Raw genomic sequence first — 21,101 nt, forward strand, 5'->3', positions numbered from 1 at the left:
TCAGAACTCCTTGGCCAGGGAACGGGCCTGGCAGATATCGGCAGGCTGGGTGGACTTGTCGCCGCCCAGCAGCAGGACGATCAGCGTATTGCCGCGAACCGTGAAATAGAGGCGGTAGCCGGCGCCCATATTCACGCGCATTTCCGAGAGACCGCCGCCGAGGTTTTTCACATCGCCCAGGTTGCCCGCCGAAGCCCGCTCGATACGCCGAGCGATGGCTATCCTGGCGCGCAGGTCCCGTAGTGTGGTGTGCCATCGGGCAAAGACGGTCGTCTGCAGGATCTCGTAATTCATGAGAACTGTATCCATATAGAGACAAAATAAAAAGGTGTAATGACCCCCAGGCGACTGACGGTGCACCTGAAGACGTCATGGGAAGGTAAGCAGGAGGGGAGTGGGCGAGGCGGGCTGTTTCGTATCGGCATGTTGTCGATCAGGGTTGCCGAAACACCCTGTAGCCATTGCCCTGTGGTGGCTGCTGGAAAGGGCCAGCATCAGCCATTCTGGCTGATGCTGTGGGACGCAAAATCAGAGAGCGGGCAGGCCCAGCGCCGTGGCGCATGCCTGGAGCGAGCGCTGTTGGGTGTCGGCGTACAGCTGCAGTTCATCGATGGTCGGGCGCCCCAGGGCCCGCTCGAAAGCCTGCCGGTTGGAGTGGCCGGCGTAATGGCTTTGCGCATCGTCGCCCAGGTTGGACTGGAAGATCCCGGCGGCGCTGACCGGCAGGAAGTCCTCGTACACCAGCGGCTCGGCCCGCACATGCCCGGCATGGATCAGCGCCTCCAGGTTCGTCGGTCGATCCGCCTGTTGGCGCGCGGCCAGGCCTTGTTCGCTGGCGAAGTAGCGGAAGTACGCCAGGCCCTGTTCGCGCATGGCCTCGTGGTCATCGGGAAAGGCGCGGAAGTGTTCGGCCATCAGGGTGTTGTAGCGCTGGGCATTGGCTTCGTTGGGAAAGTCCCCCAGGGCGTCGCGGGCGGCGTTCAACAGCTGGTCGTACAGCGCCCGACCCTTGGGGGTGAGGGCGGCGCCGCGCTGTTCGATCTCGCCGAAGCGCGCGCTGTGGCTGCCGCGGCTGTCGGGCTGGTCGGTGAAGGCCACGGCTTCCTCCAGCGCCTTGAAGCTGGTCTGGCGCAAGAGGATCGGGCATTCCCGGCGCGGCGGGCCTTCGATCACCGCCTTGGGCGTGATGCCGTGGGCCGGCATCAGCGCTTGCACCTGGTCGATGTCCAGGGTGCGCGGCGTCAGGTGGTTGATGTGCGGCCCCTTGAACGCCACCACGTCGGCGATCAACCGGTGCTGGGCGCTCAGTTGCTGGTACTGCCCGGCCGTGACCGTGGCGCTGTGGTGCCAGCGGAAGGTTTCCAGGGCCTGCTCGACGAATTCCCCGGCGGCGCGGTCGTCGAGGCCGCCCTGGGTTTCGGCCTGTTCGATCAGGGCCAGGGCGCGCGGGGTGAAAATGCTCCGGCGCGCCAGCACCGATTCGGCGAAGCTACGCAACTGCGGGTTGTCGATCAGTTCCAGGCGCAACAGCGAGGTGAAGACCCGGAACGGGCTGACCTGCAAGGCGCTTTCATGCACCGCGCGAAAGGCCGTGGAATGCACCGGCACCCCGGCCGGGGTGAGGTCGTAGTAACCCACCGGCTGCATGCCCATGACCGCGAACAGGCGGCCCAGGGTCTCCAGTTCGGTGGCGGTGCCGACGCGGATGGCGCCGTGGCGCTCCAGGTCCAGGCGCTGGATTTCGCCGGTGCTGCGCAGCTGGCGGGCGATCCTCTCGTCGCTGCCCAGGACCCCGGCGTTGACCTGGGCCACCAGCTCCATCAGGGCACCGTACAGCGGCACTTCCTCGCGGTACATGTCCGACATCGCCCGTGAAAAACGTTGGCGGATCAGGTCTGGGCTGACGAAGCTCTGCAGGCTCATAAACAAGGATTCCCGGCGTAGTGAGACAAAGAGGGTAGCGGTGTTGGCTGGGCCTGATTCTGGTTGGCGCGGGGTGTGCTGACAAACGAAGTTTCTTCCGGACTTCATTCTGCAAATGAATGCAGGCGGGCAGGGTGGCTACGTGCAGCTGGACCGATGGCATCCGCTGGTTTTCACTCAGGCAACCCGCAGCGCTTTCCGGCGGCCGAGCGGTGATGGCTATTTGCCGTTGCGCTGATAGACTTCTGAACACCACCGCATCCCATGGCTTGCGTACCGTTCAACGGAGGCGACTTGGCCTTGACGCCGCACAATGGAGGAAAGGGACTTTCACTGGCCAGGAGGCTATACAAGACGCGAATTCTGGGGCTGGCCCTCGGTTTCCTTTGCGTGTCCGCGGGCATGTACCCGCTGCATCCATCGCCCTGGGTCTGGGCGTTCATGTCGTTCAACGCTTTCATCTGGCCGCACCTGGCGTATCAGTGGGCGCGCTGCTCGCCAGTGCCGTTTCGCGGCGAGCATCGCAACCTGCTGGTGGATGCCTTCCTCGGCGGGTTCTGGGTGGCGGCCATGCACTTCAATCCGCTGCCGACCACCACCACCCTGTCGTTGATGGCGATGAACAATATCGCCCTGGGTGGCGTGCCCTTTTTCCTGGCCGGTTGCCTGGCGCAGGCGCTGGGGATCGCTGTCGGGCTGCTGCTGTTCGGCGTCGGGTTCGTGGCCCAGAGCAGTGCGCTGCAACTCTATGCCTGCCTGCCGATGCTGACCCTGTATCCGCTGGCCCTGGGGTTTATCTGCTACCAGCAGGCCAATGTCCTGTCCCGGCACAAGCGCGAATTGCTGGCCCTGAGCCGCACCGACAGCCTGTCGGGCCTGCTCAACCACGGGGCCTGGAAGGACCAGCTGGAAATCGAGTTCCAGCGTTGCCGGCGCCAGGGGACGAACCCGAACCAGGGCGGCGCCATCGCGCTGATCGACATCGACCATTTCAAGGCCATCAACGACACCTACGGCCATGTCGCCGGCGACATCGTGTTGCGCCAGCTGAGCAAGCTGCTCAAGCAGAACCTGCGGATCAGCGACCTGGCCGGGCGTTATGGCGGCGACGAGTTCTGTGTGATCCTGCCGGACGTGCCGCTGGAGCATGCCGCCGAACTGATGGAGGCCTTGCGTTGCCGTTTCGGTGGATTGGGCTATGAGCAGAGCCCGGCCCTGGAGGTCAGCCTGAGCATCGGCCTGGCCGCCTATTCCCCGGACCACAGCGATGCCCTGGACTGGTTGAACGATGCCGACCAGGCCTTGTACGAGGCGAAGACCACCGGCCGCAACAAGGTCAGCTGCCGCCGCGGCGGCTGCTCGTCGAAGGTCCTGCTGAACTCCTTGTAAGGCCGTTCGCAGAGCATTGCGCCAGCATGGAGGGGGGCGAATTTGTCAGGTAGGGTGGGCGGGCACCTTCCGACACGAAACAAGGACCGATTCATGACGCAGACTTCCCCTCGCTCATTGCTGGCCGCCCGTATCGGCCTGACCCTCGCCCTTGGCCTGCTGGCCACCCACGCCAGCGCCGCCCCCCACCCACAAGTGCAGAACGATGCGCAGCAATACCAGGGCGACGCCCTGAAACTGTTGGAGCGCCTGGTGAATATCGACTCGGGCTCCGGCTACGAGGCGGGGCTGGACCAGGTGAGCGACATCGCCATCGCCGAGCTGAAGAAGCTTGGCGCCAGCATCGAAAAAGTCCCCAACGGCACGGCCGGCGGCAGCCATGTGCTGGCCACGCTCAAGGGCACCGGCAAGGCCAGGATCCTGCTGATGGCGCACATGGACACGGTGTTCAAGGAAGGCACCGCGGCCGAGCGCCCGTTCCGCATCCAGGATGGCCGCGCCTATGGCCCGGGAGTGATGGACGACAAGGGCGGCATCGTCGCCGGGATCTACGCGCTGAAGGTCCTGGATAACCTCAAGTTCAAGGACTATGCACAGATCACCTTCCTGCTCGATGCCAGCGAGGAAACCGGTTCGGAAATCGCCACCGAGCTGATCAAGAAAACCGCCAAGGCCCACGACGTGACCTTGAACCTGGAGCCGGGGCGCCCGGCCGATGGCCTGGTGGTGTGGCGCAAGGGCAGCGCCACGGCGCTGGTGGAGGTCAAGGGCAAGGCCGCTCACGCCGGCGTCGCGCCGGAGCTGGGGCGCAACGCGGCGATGGAAGCGGCGCACCAGATCCTGCAACTGGGCAAGCTGGGGGATGAAGAGAAGAAAACCACCATCAACTTCACCGTGCTCAAGGCCGGCGACCGGACCAATGTGATTCCCGACCAGGCCACCGCCAAGGCGGATGTGCGGGCGGCGGTGCCGGAGGAGTTCGACCGCATCGAGAAGGATCTGGCGCGGGTCTCGGCCAACAAGCTGATCGCCGACACCGAAGTCAAGACCACCTTGCAGCGCGGTTTGCCGCCGATGCCGCAGACCGAGAAGTCCGATGCGCTAGTGGCCATGGCCCAGGGCATCTACGGCGAACTGGGGCGCAAGCTGACCATCGAGGGCAGCGGCGGGGCGGCGGACTCCAGCCTGTCGGCCGGCGTCGGCACGCCGACCCTGGATGGCTTCGGTATCGTCGGTGGCAATATCCACACCCCCGAGGAATACGCCGAAGTCGAGAGCGTGGCACCACGGATCTATCTGCTGGCGCGGATGATCATGGAGCTGTCGGCCAAGCATTGATTGCAGGAACAGACGCACTGCATTTTCTGCATGGCCGGACCCTGTAGCCGCTGCCGAGCCCGCGAGGCTGCGATCGACTGCGCAGCAGGCGCAAGGATCTCGAGACCGCTGGAGGAGCTGCAGTCCTATCGCAGCCTCGCAGGCTCGGCAGCGGCTACAAGGGAATGGCTGCAGGCGCCTGCGATCCCTCTGCCTATACTCGAAAGCCTCGTCCCCCACAGCGGAGCCTTCAATGAGCAGCCACCTCACCGAATACGTCGACGCCAGCCCGGAAGTGCGGGCGGTGTTCGACGACATCATGCGCACCCGCCGGGTCGACCAGGTGAACAACTTCTGGAAATGCCTGGCGGCCCATCCGCCGACCTTGCGTCGTACCTGGGACAGCCTCAAGGAGATCATGGCGCCGGGGGCGCTCGATCCGCTGACCAAGGAGCTGATCTACGTCGCGGTCAGCGTCACCAACAACTGTCCGTATTGCATCGCTTCGCACACCGCCGCGGCGCGCAAGGCGGGGATGACGGAGGCGATGTTCGGTGAATTGCAGGCGGTGGTCGGCATGGCCAACGAAACCAATCGCCTGGCCAACGGCTACCGGGTGCCGCTGGATAACGGATTCAAGCTCGAATGAGTCCGATGCGGCCCGTGGCGCCGCTCAGGCATCGGCCAGCGCCGTCCTTGGGCTTTCGGCCGCGGCCGCCTTGGCCTGGGTGGCCAGCAGCGGCACGGCGCGCACCAGGTCGCCGGGCTGCACTTGCAGGCGCTTGGCGCTGAGGCGATCCACCAGCAGGCAGCCGGACACCAGGCGAGCTCGGGCGCGGGTGACGCGGCAGCTTTCCAGCCGGCGGTTGTGGATCAGCCAGGTCGGCGCGTCGTCGTCCGGGGTGCCGACCAGCAGCGGCAACACCTGGCTTTCGCGCACCGCGCGGACTTTACTCAGCTCGGCCTCGATCACCGGCCCGCCGTCGAAGATGTCGATATGGCCCTGATGGGCAAAACCTTCGTGGCGCAGGATGGCCAGCGCCGCCTCGGCGTTTTCGTGGGCCTGGCCGATCGCGGCCTGGGCCGGTTCGCTGAGCAGGCAGGTGTACAGCGGCTGGCGCGGCAGCAGTTCGGCGATAAAGGGTTTGTGGCCGAGGCTGGACAGGTGGTCGGCCTGGACGAAATCCATCTGCAGAAAGTGTCGGCCCAGGCTGTTCCAGAACGGCGAGCAGCCGTTCTCGTCGCCCTTGCCGCGCAGCTCGGCGATCAGCTTGTCGCCGAACAGGTGCGGGAACTCGGCGACGAACAGCAGGCGTGCCAGGGACAGCAGGCGGCCGTTGGTGTCACGGCGCTGGTCGGGGCGCAGGAACAGCGAGCAGAGTTCCGATTGGCCGGTCATCTCGTTGTTCAGGAACAGGGTCGGGATCTGCCGCCGGATGCCCAGGCGCGGCGCCGAATTGACGGTCATGCCGACCCGGTAGCTGTACCAGGGTTCGCGCAGGCCCACCGCGCCGGTCAGGGCGCTGATGCCGATCACTTGCTGGTCGTCGTCCTCGAGCACGAACAGGTAGTCGGCGTCGGCCCGTTCCACCTGTTCGGCAAAGGTCCGCTGGGCCCAGCGAATCCGGTGGGTCAGGCGCTCCTGGTTGGCCGGCAGGCTGGTCAGCCCCAGGCCTGCGCGCCGGGCCAGGGCCATCAACGCGGGCAGGTCGGTCACGCGTACCGGGCGAACGATCATGATGCAGCTCCTTCTGCGCGCCTGTTCAGGCGGCGAATGCAAACGTGTCCGGGGTTCTTCATAGGGCGACCAGCCGTACCGGGTCGCCGGTTTGCAGGTGCAGGGCCTGGAAGGTTTGCGGGTCAAGGTTGACCAGGTCGCCGGGGGCTTCGTCCAGGTGCACCAGGGCGGCCCGGTATTGCCCCAGCCGCTCGTTGCTCGCCAGCCAGGCCCGGCCGCTGCCGCTATGCTGGCCCGGACAGGCGTTGGCGATAAGGCTCTGGCGGATGGAGCGAACGCCGTTGTGGCGGGCGTACAGCGTCGGGCCGCCGTCGAACAGGTCGACATAGTGGTTGGCTTCGAACCCCTCGCGCAGCAGGATCTCGTAGGCCTCGCGACCCTGCGGGTGGACCTGGCCGATACAGTCCTGGGCCGCCTTGGGCAGCATCGGGATGTAGATCGGGTACTGCGGCATCAGGTCGGCGAGGAAGCTGCGGCTTTGCAGGCCGCACAGGCGTTCGGCCTCGACATAGGGCAGGTCGAAGAAGTGTTTGCCCAGGGCATCCCAGAACGGCGAATGGCCGTCGTCGCTGCTGTAGCCGACGATCTCGGTGATGCTGGTGTCGGCGAAGCGCGAGCCATGGGCGGCGATGAACAGCAGGCGGGCCCTGGAAAGCAGCTCCGCCATCGGTGTGCCCACCAGGTCCGGGTCGATATGAAAGCCGCGCAGCAGGCTGTGGTTGCTCAGGTCCTGGCACAGCGACAGGGTCGGCACGCCGTGCTGCACGTTCAGCTCCCGCGAGCTGCTGACGAAGGGCCGGTTGCGCAGGCTGTAGAAGGGCGCGCAAAACCCGGCCATGGCGAGGATTTCCGAACAGCCGCGCAACTGGCCGCTGGCGGGGTCGTGCAGGACAAAAAAATAGTTCTCCGGCCCCGGCGCCTGCACGTTGGCGGCGAAGGAGGCGCAGGAGTCGAGAATCTTGTCCAAAAGGTGTTGTCGATCGTCCGGCAGGGACGTCACCCCCACCAGGCTTTCACGGGCCAGCCGTTGCAACTCCGGCAAATCGTCTGGCGCAACTGGGCGTAAGACCAGCATGGATGCACTCCTGTATCAAAATGATCGACGCCTGGTCGCGAAACCCGGGGCGCCGAACCTGACAATCACTGTCGGTTTCCACGCATTACTGCCACTGCCCGCATGGGCGGACGGTGGCACGCAGGCACCTGTCGGCGCCCACTCGGATTCGCCGGAGCACCTTCATGGTGCCGCGGCGGCCGGGGGTGTTGATTAAAGTGGATCGGCCAGCGCCGTATTGGCGCCCAGCTTGTTGAGGAAAAACAGGTAGACCAGGCCGATGGCGATCCAGATGCAACCGAGTTTCTGCGCATCGACCCCCATGTTGTACATGATCGCGCAGACAATTAGAAAGCCGATCACCGGACAAATCAGATGCCGCAGTACCTGGGCCGACTGGTTGCGACGCCAGTAGTGATTGATCACGGTCAGGTGCAACAGCATGAAACCGCTGAGGGCGCCGAAGTTCACCAGGGAGGTGAGGGTGTCCACCGAGTTGATGAACAGGTAGCAGATCAGCAGCGACAGCACGGCCACCAGGTAGATGCTGACGTGTGGCGTGTTGTGCCTGGGATGGACCTTGGCCAGGATTTTCGGCAGCTTGCCGTCGCGGGCCATGCCGAACAGCAGGCGCGACACGGCCGCTTGCGAGGTGATGGCCACCGCCACGCCCCAGGCCAGCGCGGTGGCCACCGCGGTCAGGGTCGCCAGCCAGCTGCCGCCGGCGATTTCGGCGATCTCGTAGAAGGCGGTGTCCGCCGACTTGAAGCCCATGCCGGCGGCCAGGTCGGTGGCGATCCAGGTCTGCACCACAAAGATCGCGCCCATCACCAGCAGGGTGATCAGCGCGGCGCGGCCGACGCTCTTGCCCGGCTCGCTCTTGATCTCTTCGGCCAGGGTGGAAATGGCATCGAAACCGAGGAACGACAGCACGGCGATCGACACGCCCTGCATCAGCATGCCGAAGTGGAAATTCTCCGGGCTGTACAGCGGTGCCAGGGTCAGTTGGCCGTTACCGGCGCCACCGTGCAGGGCATTCCAGGCGTAGAGCAGGAAGATCCCCAGCACCACCAGTTGCGCCAGGAGGAACACGATGTTCATCCGCGCGGTGAAGGTGATGCCGCGCAGGTTGACGAAGGTGGCGCTGACCAGGAACGCGAGGATGAAGCCGACCTTGGGAATGTCCGGGTACAGGTGGTTCAGCGCCATGGCCGCGTAGACGTACAGCAACGGCGGAATCAGCAGGTAGTCGAGCAGCATCAGCCAGCCGGCGATGAAGCCGACATGGGGGTTGAGCCCGCGCTGGGCGTAGGAATAGACCGAGCCGGCGATGGGAAAGGCGCGGGCCATGCTGCCGTAGCTGAGGGCGGTGAAGAGCATCGCCAGCATGCCGATGATGTAGGCCAGCGGCACCATGCCCGGTGCTTCCTGGTTCACATAGCCGTAGACCCCGAACGGGGCGATGGGGATCATGAAAATCATCCCGTAGACCACCAGGTCGCGCAGCGTCAGGCCGCGCTTGAGTTCCTGTTTGTAGCCGAATTCTTCAATCTCCATGAAGAGGTTCTCCTTGTCAGCCAAAGGGGGGGCGGGAGCCTGTCGCTGAGGTCGAAGGACGACCTGCAGAGGCAAGCAATGTATTTGAACCTGGCAGGTTTAAAGACACGCCACGGCGGTTTTTTATAGTTGTTGTACCGGTACAGCAAACAGCTTTTTTACAACGACAGCTCCATCCTGATGTACAGCTTTTTTTACAACAGCGGCGCCAGATAATCCGTCCAGCACTGTATGGCCTGCGGGGTGCGCAGCAGGTCGTTGCGCACCTCGATCAATACCGAATCCAGCCCGCGGGCATCGCCGTGGGCCGGCACGGTCATGTCGCCCAGGGCGTCGATCTTGTACGGCTCGTTGCCGGCGATCTTCACGTCGTGGACCGACATGCCTTCCAGCAGGCGCCGGGCATAACCCTCGGCGCGGTCGAACAGCACGCCCATCTCCAGCGTGCGGCGCTGGCCGTAGTACAGCGGGGTAAAACTGTGGATGCCCACCACCCGCACCGGCCGGCCCGCGGCCAGGCGTGCGTCGATCAGCCCGCTCAGGCGTGCATGAAAGGGCCTGAACAGCTGCTTGCGGCGGTACTCGCGGGTGGCTTCGTCGAGGTGCTGGTTGCCCGGGATCTGGTAGATCTCGCTCTGCAACGGAATGCTGTCGTGGGCCTGGCACGGGCGGTTGAGGTCGATCAGCAGCCGCGAATAATTGGCCGTCAGCAGGGTGGCGCCGAGGGTCTGCGACAGGCTTTGCGCCAGCTCCAGGGCGCCGGGGTCCCAGGCGATGTGTTCACGCGCCGCTTCCGGGTCCAGGCCGAGGTCGTTGAGCGCCGCCGGGATATAACGGCTGGCGTGTTCGCAGACGAGGATCAGCGGGTGCGCGGAATCTTCCCGCAGCAGCCGGTAGGCCGGTTGGGTGTACAGCCCCAGTTCAGCGGTTTCAGTACAGGTGTGCATAGTGCTCACAGAGTTGGGCAGGGGTCAGGTGCTCGGTCAGTTCTACTTCCTTGTGTTTGACGGCGAAATAGGTGTCCAGCAGCGGGGCTGGCAGTGCTTGCAGCAGTTCCGGACAGTTGCGCAGGCAGTCCAGCGCCTGCGGCAACGAAGCTGGAAGGGCGACGATGCCGCGGTCCTGGCGCTGCTGTGCGCTCAGTTCGTCCGGCACTTCGTCGGTCACGGCGCGCAGTGGCAACTTCTGTTCGATGCCCAGGCGCCCGGCGATCAGCACCGCGGCCATGGCCAGGTGCGGCGAGGCGGTGGCGTCCAGCGCGCGAAATTCCAGGTTGTACTGCGGCGCCACCGGCTTGCCGCCGAGGCTCACGGTGGGGCAGATGCGCAGCGAGGCTTCGCGGTTGCGCTGGCCCAGGCAGGCGTAGGAGGCGCTCCAGTGATGGGGCTGCAAGCGCGCGTAGGAAATCGGCGTCGGTGCGGTAAAGGCGCAGAGCGCCGGCAGGTACTTGAGCACCCCGGCGGCCCAGCACTCGCCGAGGTACGACAGGCCATTGGTGCTCTGTGGGTCGTACAGCACCGGCGCGCCGTCCAGGTCCTGCAGGCTCAGGTGCAGGTGCACGCCATTGCACACTGCGTGCTCCGCGGTCTTGGGCGCGAAGCTCAGGCCATGGCCGAGTTGCCGGGCGATCTCGCGGGTGATCTCGCGCACGTTCACCGCGCGGTCGGCGGCGGCCACGCCCTGGGTCGGGCGGCAGGTGATTTCATATTGGTGCTTGCCGTATTCGGGCAGGAACATTTCCGGCTCGACGCCCGCGGCGCGCAAGGCGCTGAGCAGCCAGCCGCCGAAGTCCGCGCCCTGGCGCTGGGCCTGCAGGGAGAAGGCCAGGCGCTCCGGTTGCGCGGTGGCGCCGCGCAGGTTGAATTCGTGCTCGAAGGCGGCGGTGACCTGCAGCCCCAGCTCGCTGGCGTAGCGCTGCACCTCGTTGCGCAGCAGGGTGCGCGGGCAGGCGGCCCAGGGCTGGCCGTCGGTCTCGCAGATGTCGGCGTGGATGAAGTCCAGCGGCGAGGCGCTGGCGTCCGGGCCGTTGCCGACCTGGACTCGGCTGGCCAGGTCGGGGATCAGCCGCAGGTCGCCACGGGCGCCCCAGGGGTTGGGTTCGGCAATGATGTCCTGCGGGGTCAGCGCGCTGTTGGCCGGCACCCAGCCGCAGCCGGCGCTGGTGTAGCTGTCCAGTTCGTCGCTGGGGAACGAGCGGCCACGGCTGACGCCGATCAGGTCGGTGGTGAGCAGGGTGGTCATGGCCACCGGCCGCAACGGCTCGCTGTTGCGGCTCATGCCTGCATCTCCCGCAGGCGGTCGAGCACGGTCTGGGTGTCGGTGATCCAGCAGTAGCCCTTGATCGCGTTCAGGCAGGCCTGGTGCCGGGCATCGGTGTAGGTGGCGCAGGCGTCTTCCACCAGGGTCACCAGGTAACCGCGGTCGGCGGCGTCGCGCACCGCCATGTCGACGCACTGGTCGGTGACGATGCCGGCGACGATCAGGTGGCGGGTCTGCAGGTTGCGCAGCACGTAGTCGATGTTGGTCGAGTTGAAGACCCCGGAGGAGGTCTTGGGCAGGACGATTTCGTTCTCCCGCGCCGCGAGCGGATCGATGATCGCCGCCTGCGGGCTGCCCTTGGGCAGGTGCATGTCCGACAGCTTGTGGTCCAGCGAGCGGTCGCGGCCATCGGCGGTCAGGCTTTCGATAATGGTGTGCAGCACGTTCTGCCGGGCGCCGCGCATGGCCGCCAGGAGCTTCTGCTGGTTGGGGATCACCTGCTCGCGGGTGCGCTTGAGGAAGTACTCGGCGTCCGGCACCTGCAAATGTGGATCCAGCTGCGGCTCGAGCCAGGCCCGCTGCATGTCCACCAGCAGCAGGGCGGTGCGATCGAGAGTGAATGGCAGGTCGCGAGGCGATTGGTGGGGAAGGCAGACCATCCTTATTTGTCCTCCAGCAGGTGAGTGGCGAATTCGTTGCGCAGGGCGTCGATGCCCTCCAGGCGTCGGTCCAGGTCGGTGCTGCGCAGGGTCAGGCTGGCGACCAGCGCCTCGACCTGGGCCAGCGCCGGCACCAGGGTGTCGAAGGCTGAGGCCGACTCCACCGGGGCACTGATGATCAGGTCCGCCAGCTCCCGCAGGGGCGAGGCGTAGATGTCGGTGAACAGCACCACCCGCGCGTGCCGCGCCTTGGCCGCACTGGCCACGCGCAGGGCCTGGCTCTGGTAGCGGCGGTAGTCGAACAGCAGGACGATGTCCTGGCGCTGCACGTCATACAGGCGGTCGGGCAGTTGCGCGTTGTCGTCCAGGGCCACGCAGCCGGGGCGCATCAGGCGCAGGTGATTGAGCAGGTAGCTGGCGAGAAAGTTGCTGAAGCGCCCGCCGTAGCAGTACAGCGCGTGCCGGCTGTCCAGCAGCCAGTCGACCAGGATGCGCACGTCTTCGGGCTGGGTCAGGGCCTGGGTCTGTTCCAGGCTGCGCAGGCTGCCTTGCAGGTAATGGCTCCAGGCATCGTCCCGGGGCACCTGGGCCCGCGGTTGCAACAGGGTGCTGGGCGAGCGCAGGCGAGCGTCCATGTCGCTGAGCAGCGCTTCCTGGAACTGCGCATAACCGCCGAAACCGAGTTTTTTCACCAGCCGCACGATGGTCGGGTCGCTGACGCCGGCGTGTTCGGCCAGCCGCGACATGGGCCCCAGGCCGTTGCGCGGGTAATGGTCGAGCAGGGCACGGATGACCTTGCGCTCCGAAGGCGTGAGGTCGAGGGCCGGGTCGGTGATCTGGTCTCTGAGAGACGGCATAAAAACGCCTTCGCAAGTGGATGTCGTTTTTGTTTCACTGAAAGTGAAAACAGTATTTATGTAATTTACGCTACATGTCCAGTGAAAAATAAAGGCGCCCTGAAATGCGCCAAAAGGGGGCGTGAAAGCCCGGGTTTATCGGGTGTTCGAGGTTTTTTGGGGCGCGCCGTCAGCGCGGCAGGGTGCCGCGAAAGGCGGCACTGAGGGCGCGCAGGGTTTCCTCGGAGCGGGCGTCGGTGGGCCGCGCAAGCAAGATGATCTCACTGACCGGCAGCACCGGCAGCCCGAGGCGTTCACCGACTTCCACCGCGCCGGCCGGCGCCACCCGATGGGCCAGCGCCGCGACCCCGAGCCCGGCGCTGACCGCGGCGCACACGGCCATCACGCCGCCGCCGATAAAGACTTCGGTCCAGGCAATGCCGGCGTCGTCCAGCACACGCACGGCGACATGCCGCACGCCACAGGGCGCGGCCATGGTTGCCAGCCGCAGCGGGGTGCCCGGCGCCTGCTGCCAGGCCGGCGCGGCGAACCAGCCGAAGCGCTCGGCCACCAGCACTTCGCCGTCCTGGCGCGCGCCTTCGTTGCGCACGATGACCGCGTCCAGTTCCTCGCGGTCGAAGGCCGCCGTCAGGTCCCGGGAGGAGGCGATGCGCACCTCGATGATCAGCAGCGGATCGTAGGCGGCGATGCGGCTCAGCAGGTGCGGCAGTTCCGCGCCGGCCACGTGGTCGCTGATGCCGATGATCAGCCGTCGCGCCGGCGCCGCCTGCATGTCGCCCAGGGCCCGCTCATGGGCGCGCAGCAGGTCGCGGGCGGCCTGCATGAACTGCTCGCCGACCGGCGTCAGGCGCACATGCCGGGGCGTGCGCTCCAGCAGGCGATAGCCGAGGCGTTCCTCCAGGCGCTTGAGCTTGAGGCTGATGGCGGCCTGGGAGGTGTCCAGCGCCTGGGCGGCGCGGGTGAAACTGCCGAAGTCGGCGATCAGCACGAAGGCGTGCACGGTGTCGATGTCCAGCGGCTTGACGGGTTCGCTCATATCGAATGCTTATCGCAGATATATGTGCCGATATCTTTTTGTAATGGCTGGCCCTGCGCAAGCTGGTCACACCCTCAAGCACAGGAGCACCGCCATGTTGGCCAAACAGTATTCACACCGCTTGCCCGCCGATTACGACATGGGCGTGATCCGCCACCGCGCCGCGGATCGCGGGCCCTTGTGGGACGAGGTCGACGGGCTGCTGTTCAAGGTCTTCGCCGGGCAGGAGCGGGGCGTGCATGGCGCGCGGCATAACCTGTACGCCTCGATCTACCTCTGGGTCGACCCGGCGGGCGCCGCCCGGTTTCTCATGGGCAGCGGTTTCGACAGCGTGATCGACTCCTTCGGCCGCCCGCACATCGAGTCCTGGTTGCCCCTGGACTGGCGTCGCGGGCGCGCCAACCAGGCACGGACGCTCTATCGCGAGGCGCTGGCGATCGATCCGCTGGTGGATCGCGCCAGGTTGCTGGCCGAGCAGGTCGAACACAACCAGCGGCTAGCCGATGACCCGGACACCTTCGCCGTGTTCGTCGCCCTCGACCTGCCGGCCTGGGAGCTGGTGCGCTTCACCCTGTCGGCCAGCGCGCCCGACAGCGCGCGTGGCGCCGAACGCTATGAGGTGCTGTACCTGGCCCGGCCGGGGATCGCCAGCGCCTAGGTTCGGCTGCGACAAGTTGGGAATCCCTCGGCGGCCCATGATACAAACGCAGCCACATTGCCCGCTGCGTCCATTCAACGTCGAGAGATTTCCCGTGCCGGCCACCCGCTTGACCCTGATCTGCCATGCCCGGACCGTCGCCCAGAAGCTGGCGCGTTTCCCGCTGGACGAACCGCTGGAGATGGACTGGCAGGCGCTTGCGGGCTCGCGGGCCGGCGTGTTCAAGGGTGCGCCGCGGCTGCTCAGTGCTCCTGAGCAACGGGCGCGGCAGACCGCCGCCCTGTATGGCACCGCCGTGGAGACGGTGGCAGCGTTGCGCGACTGTGACATGGGACGCTGGCAGGGCCTGTCCATTGGCTCTCTGCAGCGCGAGCAGCCCGAGGCCGTGCAAGCCTGGCTGGCAGACAGCCAGTTGGCGCCCCATGGCGGCGAGTCGGTGGCGCAGCTGTGCGAGCGGGTCGCGGCGTGGCTGGCGTCGCTGTGCGAGCAGCCCGGGCATGTGCTGGCGGTGACCCATCCGCTGGTCATCCGCGCGGCGCTGGTGCACGTCATGCAGTGCCCGCTGGCCAGTTTCAATGCCATCGATGTCGAGCCGCTGGCCCAGGTCGAACTGCGCTTCAACGGGCGCTGGCGCTTGCGCCTGGACCAGCGCGATTAGCGGGCTTGGCTCGGCGTGGCCTGGGGATTTTTTCGCGAGCAAGCTCGCTCCTACAGGGGTGGCGCAAATCATTGTAGGAGCGAGCTTGCTCGCGATAGGCCGCCCGGCGGCCGCTTTGTGACGCGCCGCGACAACCCGGCCATACTCCATTTCCGATTCGCCATCGAGACCTGCCCCACGTGAAAACCCTCCTGATCATCGGCATCGGCGCCGGCAACCCCGACTACATCACCCTGCAGGCGGTCAAGGCGCTCAATCGCACCGACGTGTTCTTCCTGATGGACAAGGGCCAGAGCAAGGACGCGCTGATCGACCTGCGCCGGGAAATCTGCGAGCGCTACATCGAGCGGCCCGGCTACCGTTTTGTCGAAGCGCAAAGCCCGGAGCGGCTGCGCGGCGCCGAGGTGGATTACCAGGCCAGCGTCGCCGAGCTGAACCGCGACAAGCAGCGCACTTTCGAGCGGCTGATCGACGAGGAACTGACGGACGGCGAAACCGGGGCTTTCCTGGCCTGGGGCGATCCGGCGCTGTACGACAGCACCATTCGCATCCTGCAGGCGATCCTGGCCAGCGGCCGCTGCGCGTTCGAGTTCGAGGTGATCCCCGGCATCACCAGCGTCCAGGCCCTGGCGGCGCAGCACAAGGTGCCGTTGAACCGTATTGGCCGCTCGGTGGAGATCACCACCGGCCGGCGACTGGCGGCGGGGCAGGTGAGCGATGCCGACAGCCTGGTGGTGATGCTCGACGCCGAGGACTCCTATCGCCAGGTGGTGGACCAGGACCTGGAGATCTACTGGGGCGCCTACCTCGGCACGCCGGAGGAAATCCTGATCGCCGGCCGGCTCAAGGAGGTCGCGGGGCAGATCCAGCAAGTGCGCAAGGCGGCGCGGCAGGCCAATGGCTGGATCATGGACACCTACCTGCTGCGCAAGCCCGAGGATTGAGGAAAGCGGGAAGCTGCTTCTGCAGGAGCGAGCGGGCGGCGATCCGACTTGCCCGCGATGACGTTCTCCCGCCCGGCCCATCACTCGGCGACCACCTTCTCCCCACGTCCGAACCGTTCGCGATACGCCGACGGCGGCAGCAGGGCGGCTTGCCCGACGCCTGAATGCAGGTGTGGATTTTATATAAGTATTTGTCGCATAAACACAATTTGCCTCCCGGGCGCCGCTCTAGACTGCTGGCCACTTCGATTTCCCCCAATCGAACCTTTCTGCCAATAAGAGCCTCCGTCTACGGGAGTTATAAATGAAGAAGCTTGTACTGTTCGGTGCCCTGGCACTGTCCATGCTGTCCCTGAACGCCGTGGCTGACGATGCCAAGCCGATCCGCATCGGTATCGAAGCCGGCTACCCGCCATTCTCGATGAAAACCCCCGACGGCAAGCTCATCGGTTTCGACGTGGATATCGGCGACGCGCTGTGCGAGCAGATGAACGTCAAATGCACCTGGGTCGAGCAGGAATTCGACGGCCTGATCCCGGCGCTGAAAGTGCGCAAGATCGACGCCATCCTGTCGTCCATGACCATCACTGACGATCGCAAGAAAAACGTCGACTTCACCATCAAGTACTACCACACCCCGGCCCGCTTCGTGATGAAGGAAGGCACCGAGGTCAAGGACCCGCTGACCGAGCTCAAGGGCAAGAAAGTCGGGGTGCTGCGCGCCAGTACCCATGACCGTTTCGCCACCGAGGTGCTGGTGCCGGCCGGGATCAACCTGGTGCGTTACGGCTCCCAGCAGGAAGCCAACCTGGACATGGTGTCCGGTCGCATCGACGCGCTGCTGGCCGACTCGGTCAACCTCGACGACGGCTTCCTGAAAACCGACGCCGGCAAGGGCTTCGCCTTCGTCGGTCCCGAGTACAACGATCCGAAGTACTTCGGTGGTGGCGCCGGCATCGCCGTGCGCAAGGGCGATACCGCCCTGGCCGAGAAGTTCAACACCGCCATTACTGAGATCCGCGCCAACGGCAAGTACAAGGCCGTGCAGGACAAGTACTTCAAGTTCGACGTCTACGGCGAGTAATTCGCCGGGCTGAAAAAGGCGGCTACCGTTTACCGGGGCCGCCTTTTTCATGAGTGCTATTTACCCCGTGCGATGGGGCACTCCTGTAGCCGCTGCCGAGCCCGCGAGGCTGCGATCGACCCCGCAGGGGGCGCAGGGACCTTGAGATCGCTGAAGGCCTTCGGCCTTATCGCAGCCTGCGGCAGCGGCTACAGAAGCCCGCGCCACCCGGCAGCGGACGACGACCTTTTCACGGCCGCGCAAATGCCTCAGGCTACGGCCCCCGCCGAACTCCATTTTTCTTCCGGAGCCCTTCATGCAACGCATCGACCATTCCCTGCCCTGGAGCCACCTGGGCACCCAGCGCCAGCTCAGCGTGTTCCGTTTTGGCGGCGGCAGCCGCAAGGTCTATATCCAGGCCAGCCTGCACGCCGACGAATTGCCGGGCATGCGCACCGCCTGGGAACTGAAAAAACGCCTGAGCGAACTGGAAGCCCAGGGGCAACTCAAGGGCGTGATCGAGCTGGTGCCGGTGGCCAACCCCATCGGCCTCGACCAGCACCTGCAAAGCAGCCACCTGGGACGTTTCGAAAGCGGCAGCGGGAAGAACTTCAACCGTGCCTTCGTCGAACTCAGCGGCCCGGTGGGCGACCTGATCGGTGACCGCCTGGGCAGCGATGCGGCGGCCAACGTCGCCTTGATCCGCCAGACCATGGGCGACGTCCTCGACGCTCTGCCGGCCCCGACCTCGCAACTCCAGGCCCTGCAACGCCTGCTGCTGCGCCATGCCTGCGACGCCGAGATCACCCTCGACCTGCACTGTGATTTCGAAGCGGCGATCCACCTCTACGCACTGCCCCAGCACTGGCCACGCTGGCAATCCCTGGCCGCGCGGCTGAAGGCCGGGGTGGCGCTGCTCTGCGAAGACTCCGGCGGCAGCTCGTTCGACGAATCCTGCTCCACGCCGTGGCTGCGCCTGGCCCGCGACTTCCCGCGGGCGGCGATTCCCCCGGCCAACCTCGCCACCACCCTGGAGCTGGGCAGCATGGGCGACACCCGGGTCGAACAGGCCCAGGCCAATTGTGAAGCGATCCTCGGTTTTCTCGCCGAGCAGGGGTTTATCGACGGCCAATGGCCGGCGACCCCGGATGCCTGCTGCGAGGGCATGCCGTTCGAAGGCACCCAATACCTGTTCGCCCCGCACCATGGGGTGGTCAGCTTCCTGCGCGAGGCTGGCGAATGGGTGGAGCAGGGCGATGCGATCTTCGAGGTGGTCGACCCGCTGAACGACATCGTCAGCGTGGTACGCGCCGCCACCAGTGGCGTGCTGTTTGCCCTGGACCGCAGCCGCTACACCGAGCCGGGCATCTGGCAGGCCAAGGTCGCCGGCCGCGAGCCGATCCGTAGCGGCAAGCTGACCAACGATTGAGCGAACCGCTCCTCACTGCTCTTCACTGTAGGAGCGAGCTGGCTCGCGATGGCCGCTCCGCGGCCAGACCATCAGGCAACGCTTTTGCCCTTGGTGACCGCGAGCCCCTCTCACCCGCAAGGACGTCCCATGTTCAAGTTCCTGGCCCTGTTGCTGCTAAGTGTTTGCGCCACTGCCCAGGCGCAGACGGTGCTGCACGACGACCTGCCGCTGCTCTACCTGGAACAGGCCCCGGCCGATTCCCGCGACCGGCCTTTGGTGATTTTTCTCCATGGCTACGGCAGCAACGAAGAGGACCTGTTCGGCCTCAAGGATGGGTTGCCGGCGGATTACACCTACCTCTCGGTACGGGCACCGCAGACCGTGGAAGAGGGCAGTTACCAGTGGTTTCACAAGCAGGGCGAAGGCGCTTACGACGGCGTGACCGCCGAGCTGGCCGACAGTGCCAAGCTGATCGACGAGTTCGTGCGGCAGGCGCTCGCCAAGTACCACACCCGCGCCGACCGAGTGTTCCTGGTGGGCTTCAGCCAGGGCGCGATCATGGCCTACGAGCTGGGCCTGCGCCATCCCCAGGCGGTCCGCGGGATCGCCGCCCTGAGCGGGAAGATCCTGCCGGTGCTGCGCTCGCAGCTCAAGAGCGGCGCGGGCCTGGAGCGGCTGGCGATCTTCATCGCCCATGGCACCGCGGACATGCGCCTGCCTTACAGCGACGGCTCCGACGCCGACAGCCTGTTGCGCGGCCTGGGCCTGGCTCCGCAATTCCATGCCTACCCGGGCATCGGCCATACCATCAGCGACACCGAGCTCCAGGACCTGAACCGCTGGTTGCTCAGCCTCAACCCTTGAAGCCGTGAACCCGCCGCGGCCGCTGTGCCGCTGCGCTTACTTGCCGACGATCTGGCTGACCAGCTTGTCGTGATTGGTCTTGTCGCCGATCCGCGAAATCACCTGCACCACCGCCATGCGGTTACCCGAGCCGGCCAGCAGGGTGGAGCTCTGGGTCATGCCGCCGCCCTGGGTCGCGGTGCTGTCGATCTGGCGCAGGCCGAGGCCGCCGCGGGTCATGCTTTTTTCGCTCTGCTTGCTGAAGTCCGGCAGGGCCGCCGCCTGTTGCGAGAGGAAACCCGACACCGCGCTGTCGAGGAACTGTGCGTCGTTGTCCTTGGCCTGCACCGCATCGGGGATCAGGTTCTGCGCGGCGATGACCACGGTCTTGGTGCTGGCGTTGGTGTACATAGTGCCGGTGGCGCCGGCGGTGCCGCTGGCTTCGTCGCCGGCCGGCAGCGGGTTGGCGATGAAACCCTTGGGCAGGCTGAACTTGAACTTGCCGCCGAGCATCGAGACGGTCTCGACCTTGGCCTTGTTGTTCGTCGGCTGGGCCGCGGACACCTCCAGGGCACTGAAGCCGGCCAGCGCCGCCAGGACCAGGACCGCGGCGTGTTTACCGAACAGGGACATGCAGATTCTCCAGAGTGAGCGCGTTGGGGCGCGCATCTTCCCACGGCTGTCGCGGGGCACTCCAGCGGGATATGCGGTGGCGCGAAATTTCGGATAAAAGGGCGCGGGAGCGGCCTTCGCGGCGCTTATCGGTGTGACAGTTTTTGCTCATCGCCCTGGGCAGAACGGGCCCCCGAAGTCGCCAGCACCGCCCCGGCGATGATCAGCAGCGCCGGCACCAGCAGCCATGCACTGGCCGGGCTTTGCCCGATGACGATCAGCAGCAGGGTGGAGATCAACGGCGCCAGGTACGACAGCGCGCCGAGCGTGGCCAGGTTGCCGTGTTTGGTGGCGTGGTCCCAGGCGAAGAAGGCCAGGCCGACCGGGCCCAGCCCCAGGCCGAGGATCGCCAGCCATTGCTTGAGGTCCGGTTGCACCGCGCTTTCGAACATCAGGTGGCAGAGCAGCCCGGCCAGCGCCACCAGCCCGCAGATGCCGCCGATCAGGCTGCTGGGCACGCTGCTGAAACGGCGGTTGAGCACCGAGTAGCCGGACCACACCAGGGCGCAGCCGAACGCCGCCAGGTAACCCGCCACCGGCATCGCGCCGACCTGGCTGGAAGCGCGCTGCTGCATGATGAACGCGGTGCCGGCCAGCCCCAGCAAGGCACCGGTCAGTTGCCGGCCGCGCAGCGGTTCGCCGCCGGCCCGGGCCGCCAGTAACACGATCAGCAACGGCCAGAGGTAGGCGATCAGGCTGGCCTCGGCGGCCGGCGCGGCTTTCAGGGCGAAGAAATACAGCGCGTGGTAGGCAAAGATCCCGCCGAACCCCAGGGCCCAGACCGGCCAGGGCTGGCGCCAGCCACGAAAACCGGCGCGCCCCCGCAAGCCGAGCAATACCAGGCTGGCGCCGCAGGCCACGGCAAAGCTCAGGGCTAGCAACTGGAAGGGGGGAATGCCGGCGGTGAGGGTGGTCAGCAGCGCCAGGCATGACCAGAGGAACACCGCGATCACGCCGATGGCGGTGGCGGCGCCGCTGCGGGAGGGGGCAAGGCGGGTTGAGTGGATTGCGGTCATAGACACACCGAGGCAAGGGCGGTGTGGCCAGCATAGAAGCCGCCGCG

21 protein-coding genes are annotated in these 21,101 nt (G+C 66.0%); 9 read left to right on the forward strand and 12 right to left on the reverse strand.

Features of this window, described 5'->3' with window-relative positions:
- Together AC07VU_RS26330 and hglS are read right to left on the reverse strand one after the other, a co-directional pair.
- Positions 1–294 (reverse strand): type II toxin-antitoxin system RelE/ParE family toxin, encoded by a 294-nt coding sequence (locus AC07VU_RS26330; protein WP_495030770.1) that lies wholly within the window; start codon positions 292–294, stop codon positions 1–3.
- A gap of 234 nt (positions 295–528) precedes the next feature.
- Positions 529–1,923, reverse strand: coding sequence for a 2-oxoadipate dioxygenase/decarboxylase HglS (gene hglS / locus AC07VU_RS26335; RefSeq protein WP_457276039.1), 1,395 nt, complete (start codon positions 1,921–1,923; stop codon positions 529–531).
- A 264-nt stretch (positions 1,924–2,187) separates the two neighbouring features.
- Here hglS and AC07VU_RS26340 point away from each other — a divergent pair, with 264 nt between their 5' ends.
- The 3 genes from AC07VU_RS26340 to AC07VU_RS26350 all read left to right on the forward strand — a co-directional run bounded on the left by AC07VU_RS26340 (position 2,188) and on the right by AC07VU_RS26350 (position 5,278).
- Positions 2,188–3,312 (forward strand): diguanylate cyclase, encoded by a 1,125-nt coding sequence (locus tag AC07VU_RS26340; protein ID WP_274306292.1) that lies wholly within the window; start codon positions 2,188–2,190, stop codon positions 3,310–3,312.
- Between the two features lie 93 nt (positions 3,313–3,405).
- Positions 3,406–4,650, forward strand: a complete 1,245-nt coding sequence (locus tag AC07VU_RS26345) for a M20/M25/M40 family metallo-hydrolase (protein ID WP_053260476.1) — start codon at positions 3,406–3,408, stop codon at positions 4,648–4,650.
- 232 nt (positions 4,651–4,882) lie between these two features.
- Positions 4,883–5,278, forward strand: a complete 396-nt coding sequence (locus AC07VU_RS26350) for a carboxymuconolactone decarboxylase family protein (RefSeq protein ID WP_495030771.1) — start codon at positions 4,883–4,885, stop codon at positions 5,276–5,278.
- Between the two features lie 24 nt (positions 5,279–5,302).
- Here AC07VU_RS26350 and astA read toward each other — a convergent pair whose 3' ends face one another.
- The 8 genes from astA to AC07VU_RS26390 all read right to left on the reverse strand — a co-directional run bounded on the left by astA (position 5,303) and on the right by AC07VU_RS26390 (position 13,789).
- Positions 5,303–6,367, reverse strand: coding sequence for an arginine N-succinyltransferase (gene astA, locus AC07VU_RS26355; protein ID WP_274306293.1), 1,065 nt, complete (start codon positions 6,365–6,367; stop codon positions 5,303–5,305).
- Between the two features lie 58 nt (positions 6,368–6,425).
- Positions 6,426–7,442: an arginine N-succinyltransferase gene (locus tag AC07VU_RS26360; RefSeq protein WP_495030772.1), complete on the reverse strand. Its 1,017-nt coding sequence runs from the start codon at positions 7,440–7,442 to the stop codon at positions 6,426–6,428.
- Positions 7,443–7,634: 192 nt separating this feature from the next.
- Entirely contained in the window at positions 7,635–8,978 is a 1,344-nt protein-coding gene (locus AC07VU_RS26365) for an APC family permease (RefSeq protein WP_495030773.1), read from the reverse strand.
- Between the two features lie 194 nt (positions 8,979–9,172).
- Positions 9,173–9,925, reverse strand: coding sequence for an N-formylglutamate amidohydrolase (locus tag AC07VU_RS26370; protein WP_007932583.1), 753 nt, complete (start codon positions 9,923–9,925; stop codon positions 9,173–9,175).
- A complete protein-coding gene (locus AC07VU_RS26375) occupies positions 9,909–11,255 on the reverse strand; it encodes a type I glutamate--ammonia ligase (protein WP_495030774.1) in 1,347 nt (448 codons plus the stop codon). The genes AC07VU_RS26370 and AC07VU_RS26375 overlap by 17 nt, the downstream gene beginning before the upstream one ends.
- A complete protein-coding gene (locus tag AC07VU_RS26380; RefSeq protein WP_274306297.1) occupies positions 11,252–11,896 on the reverse strand; it encodes a cysteine hydrolase family protein in 645 nt (214 codons plus the stop codon). Before AC07VU_RS26380 ends, AC07VU_RS26375 begins: the two co-directional genes overlap by 4 nt.
- A 2-nt stretch (positions 11,897–11,898) precedes the next feature.
- Positions 11,899–12,753 (reverse strand): MurR/RpiR family transcriptional regulator, encoded by an 855-nt coding sequence (locus tag AC07VU_RS26385; RefSeq protein ID WP_007932586.1) that lies wholly within the window; start codon positions 12,751–12,753, stop codon positions 11,899–11,901.
- Positions 12,754–12,922: 169 nt separating this feature from the next.
- On the reverse strand, positions 12,923–13,789 hold the full coding sequence (locus tag AC07VU_RS26390) for a LysR family transcriptional regulator (RefSeq protein ID WP_007932587.1): 867 nt from the start codon (positions 13,787–13,789) through the stop codon (positions 12,923–12,925).
- 94 nt (positions 13,790–13,883) lie between these two features.
- Between AC07VU_RS26390 and AC07VU_RS26395 the strand changes: the two genes are divergently transcribed.
- The 6 genes from AC07VU_RS26395 (at position 13,884) to AC07VU_RS26420 (ending at position 19,387) form a co-directional block, all read left to right on the forward strand.
- A complete protein-coding gene (locus tag AC07VU_RS26395) occupies positions 13,884–14,447 on the forward strand; it encodes a DUF4865 family protein (protein ID WP_274306299.1) in 564 nt (187 codons plus the stop codon).
- A 94-nt stretch (positions 14,448–14,541) separates the two neighbouring features.
- Positions 14,542–15,105 (forward strand): histidine phosphatase family protein, encoded by a 564-nt coding sequence (locus AC07VU_RS26400; RefSeq protein WP_495030775.1) that lies wholly within the window; start codon positions 14,542–14,544, stop codon positions 15,103–15,105.
- A 179-nt stretch (positions 15,106–15,284) separates the two neighbouring features.
- The gene (gene cobF, locus AC07VU_RS26405; RefSeq protein WP_495030776.1) at positions 15,285–16,049 is read left to right on the forward strand and encodes a precorrin-6A synthase (deacetylating); all 765 of its coding nucleotides are present in this window, start codon (positions 15,285–15,287) and stop codon (positions 16,047–16,049) included.
- Positions 16,050–16,353: 304 nt separating this feature from the next.
- Entirely contained in the window at positions 16,354–17,133 is a 780-nt protein-coding gene (locus AC07VU_RS26410) for an ABC transporter substrate-binding protein (RefSeq protein ID WP_495030777.1), read from the forward strand.
- Positions 17,134–17,428: 295 nt separating this feature from the next.
- Positions 17,429–18,541, forward strand: a complete 1,113-nt coding sequence (locus AC07VU_RS26415) for a succinylglutamate desuccinylase/aspartoacylase family protein (RefSeq protein ID WP_495030778.1) — start codon at positions 17,429–17,431, stop codon at positions 18,539–18,541.
- A gap of 129 nt (positions 18,542–18,670) precedes the next feature.
- Complete coding sequence (locus AC07VU_RS26420) at positions 18,671–19,387, forward strand: alpha/beta hydrolase (protein ID WP_495030779.1); 717 nt, start codon at positions 18,671–18,673, stop codon at positions 19,385–19,387.
- 36 nt (positions 19,388–19,423) lie between these two features.
- Here AC07VU_RS26420 and AC07VU_RS26425 read toward each other — a convergent pair whose 3' ends face one another.
- Entirely contained in the window at positions 19,424–19,999 is a 576-nt protein-coding gene (locus AC07VU_RS26425) for a DcrB/PsbP domain-containing protein (RefSeq protein WP_097138983.1), read from the reverse strand.
- 125 nt (positions 20,000–20,124) lie between these two features.
- On the reverse strand, positions 20,125–21,054 hold the full coding sequence (gene yddG / locus AC07VU_RS26430) for an aromatic amino acid exporter YddG (protein WP_495030780.1): 930 nt from the start codon (positions 21,052–21,054) through the stop codon (positions 20,125–20,127).
- Positions 21,055–21,101: the final 47 nt, after the last annotated feature.

This window comes from Pseudomonas sp. GW821-FHT02B10 (assembly GCF_059421865.1).

What these genes read in the sequence shown, in the direction of transcription:
- AC07VU_RS26365 (WP_495030773.1), bottom strand. Translation starts at nt 8,978, where the DNA reads ATGGAGATTGAAGAATTCGGCTACAAACAGGAACTCAAGCGCGGCCTG.
- AC07VU_RS26395 (WP_274306299.1), top strand. Translation starts at nt 13,884, where the DNA reads ATGTTGGCCAAACAGTATTCACACCGCTTGCCCGCCGATTACGACATG.
- AC07VU_RS26345 (WP_053260476.1), top strand. Translation starts at nt 3,406, where the DNA reads ATGACGCAGACTTCCCCTCGCTCATTGCTGGCCGCCCGTATCGGCCTG.
- hglS (WP_457276039.1), bottom strand. Translation starts at nt 1,923, where the DNA reads ATGAGCCTGCAGAGCTTCGTCAGCCCAGACCTGATCCGCCAACGTTTT.
- AC07VU_RS26370 (WP_007932583.1), bottom strand. Translation starts at nt 9,925, where the DNA reads ATGCACACCTGTACTGAAACCGCTGAACTGGGGCTGTACACCCAACCG.
- AC07VU_RS26390 (WP_007932587.1), bottom strand. Translation starts at nt 13,789, where the DNA reads ATGAGCGAACCCGTCAAGCCGCTGGACATCGACACCGTGCACGCCTTC.
- AC07VU_RS26350 (WP_495030771.1), top strand. Translation starts at nt 4,883, where the DNA reads ATGAGCAGCCACCTCACCGAATACGTCGACGCCAGCCCGGAAGTGCGG.
- yddG (WP_495030780.1), bottom strand. Translation starts at nt 21,054, where the DNA reads ATGACCGCAATCCACTCAACCCGCCTTGCCCCCTCCCGCAGCGGCGCC.
- AC07VU_RS26420 (WP_495030779.1), top strand. Translation starts at nt 18,671, where the DNA reads ATGTTCAAGTTCCTGGCCCTGTTGCTGCTAAGTGTTTGCGCCACTGCC.
- AC07VU_RS26380 (WP_274306297.1), bottom strand. Translation starts at nt 11,896, where the DNA reads ATGGTCTGCCTTCCCCACCAATCGCCTCGCGACCTGCCATTCACTCTC.
- AC07VU_RS26340 (WP_274306292.1), top strand. Translation starts at nt 2,188, where the DNA reads ATGGCTTGCGTACCGTTCAACGGAGGCGACTTGGCCTTGACGCCGCAC.
- AC07VU_RS26410 (WP_495030777.1), top strand. Translation starts at nt 16,354, where the DNA reads ATGAAGAAGCTTGTACTGTTCGGTGCCCTGGCACTGTCCATGCTGTCC.
- AC07VU_RS26425 (WP_097138983.1), bottom strand. Translation starts at nt 19,999, where the DNA reads ATGTCCCTGTTCGGTAAACACGCCGCGGTCCTGGTCCTGGCGGCGCTG.
- AC07VU_RS26330 (WP_495030770.1), bottom strand. Translation starts at nt 294, where the DNA reads ATGAATTACGAGATCCTGCAGACGACCGTCTTTGCCCGATGGCACACC.
- astA (WP_274306293.1), bottom strand. Translation starts at nt 6,367, where the DNA reads ATGATCGTTCGCCCGGTACGCGTGACCGACCTGCCCGCGTTGATGGCC.
- AC07VU_RS26375 (WP_495030774.1), bottom strand. Translation starts at nt 11,255, where the DNA reads ATGAGCCGCAACAGCGAGCCGTTGCGGCCGGTGGCCATGACCACCCTG.
- AC07VU_RS26360 (WP_495030772.1), bottom strand. Translation starts at nt 7,442, where the DNA reads ATGCTGGTCTTACGCCCAGTTGCGCCAGACGATTTGCCGGAGTTGCAA.
- AC07VU_RS26385 (WP_007932586.1), bottom strand. Translation starts at nt 12,753, where the DNA reads ATGCCGTCTCTCAGAGACCAGATCACCGACCCGGCCCTCGACCTCACG.
- AC07VU_RS26415 (WP_495030778.1), top strand. Translation starts at nt 17,429, where the DNA reads ATGCAACGCATCGACCATTCCCTGCCCTGGAGCCACCTGGGCACCCAG.